General features: G+C 41.2%; 1 protein-coding gene. It reads left to right on the top strand.

The window, feature by feature from the left end:
• Positions 1 to 686 precede the first annotated feature (686 nt).
• Positions 687 to 1,595, top strand: coding sequence for an Rpn family recombination-promoting nuclease/putative transposase (locus ARB69_RS25480; protein WP_055155411.1), 909 nt, complete (start codon positions 687 to 689; stop codon positions 1,593 to 1,595).
• Positions 1,596 to 1,631 lie beyond the last annotated feature (36 nt).

The raw sequence follows: 1,631 nt of genomic DNA, 5'->3' as shown, positions 1-1,631 counted from the left end.
AAAGTGGGGTGATTTTGTGATTCGGTGATCACAAAATCACCCCACTTTCCCGGCTGCCGGCCTCCAAGAATTTCTAAGGTTCACTTTAGCGTTTCGAGGCGGCATATGTGCACTTGGGCGGGTTGCGGCTATCCCTTCCTTTCGCTGGGTGCATCCAATCGGTTGGATAGGGTGGCAACTTGGGAGGATACTTTTAGGGGGCAGCGTATTGATTTGTTTGGTGATACAGTATGGAAACGGTACTATGAAAGAGAAAGTTGTACCTTGTTTTGTGGTTTGGCTGCGGATACTTCTTTAGGGAATGGGTTACGAAATGCTTTAGGGTGCCTTATTTTGGCTATGCTGCGGTTCTGCCTGTGCCACTAATTTCCGGATTAGATGTGGGGTGAAATTTGATTATAGAAATGGGCGCTGGTAAATTTATAGATATTTTATTTGTAACAGAAAGGGAATTATGGTAGAGTGAATGTACCCAAAGAATAGTCTGTGGGGCATTTCAAACATTCTTTATATTCAATGATATATGAGATTGTCTATCTCATTCTTTCAGGCAGATTCGCCGGTTTATTCAATGTTTGAAAAATAGAACTTTAAAATTGAAGAAAGGTGATGCGTATTGGAAGTGTAATACTTGTCGATCGAAACGATGGTTTGCATTAAAAAAGTCTGACAAGGAGAAATTGAATATGGGGAAGAGTAACGTATATATGAAGCGCTGGCTTTCAGATAAAAGGCGTTTGGCGGATTTGTTAAATGGCTCTCTTTATCAGGGAGAGCAGGTTTTTACGGCAGAAAATATGGCGGTTGAAGATGGGGAACAGGGATTGGTGCTTAAGAAGGCAGATGGCAAGGAGATCACGGTGCAAAGATACCGTGATATTATGATGAGAATGGATGACGGCACACGGATTGTAGTACTGGCATGTGAGAACCAAGGGGAGATACATTATGCCATGCCTGTACGGGAAATGCTGTATGATGCCTTAAGTTATGCAGATCAGATCAATGAATTGCGGAAAAGTCATAGGGAAAAGAAAGATATGAAAGTACCGGCAGAATTTCTTTCCGGTATGAAGAGGACAGATTTTTTATCGCCGGTTCTGAATATTGTTTTTTACTATGGTGAGGAAGAATGGGATGGGAGTACGGATTTGCATGGATTATTGGGATTAGACCGAAAAGAGTATAAGCTGCTGACGAAGTACGTACCCAATTACAGGATCAACCTGATAGACCCGAAAAAGCTGGAAAACCTGGAGTGTTTTCAAACAGATTTACAGATGATATTCGGCATGTTAAAATGTAGAAAAAACAAAGAAGAATTGAAACGCTATGTGCAGAATAACAGGGCATATTTTGTGCAGGTTGATCAGGACTCATATAATGCCGTTTGTGCAATGCTGGGATCGACACAACATTTGAAAACGGTAAAGACGGAAGAAGGAGGGAACGTTAATATGTGTAAAGCGTTGGAAGATTTATACCAGGATGGCGTAGAAGAGGGAATCGAGAAAGGACTCGAAGAGGGACTAGAGAAAGGAATCAAATATAATGTACCCATAGATGTGGACACATTAAGAAGAAGGGTTCCCTAAAAATGGACACTAAAAAGAAGGCATAAAACCTTAAAA

The organism is Faecalicatena contorta, assembly GCF_001404335.1.
In the GTDB taxonomy this organism is placed as follows: domain Bacteria; phylum Bacillota; class Clostridia; order Lachnospirales; family Lachnospiraceae; genus Faecalicatena; species Faecalicatena contortus_B.
Note: the sequence above shows the minus strand (reverse complement) of the source record. Positions and strands in the feature narration are given on the sequence as shown.

What these genes read in the sequence shown, in the direction of transcription:
- ARB69_RS25480 (WP_055155411.1), top strand. Translation starts at nt 687, where the DNA reads ATGGGGAAGAGTAACGTATATATGAAGCGCTGGCTTTCAGATAAAAGG.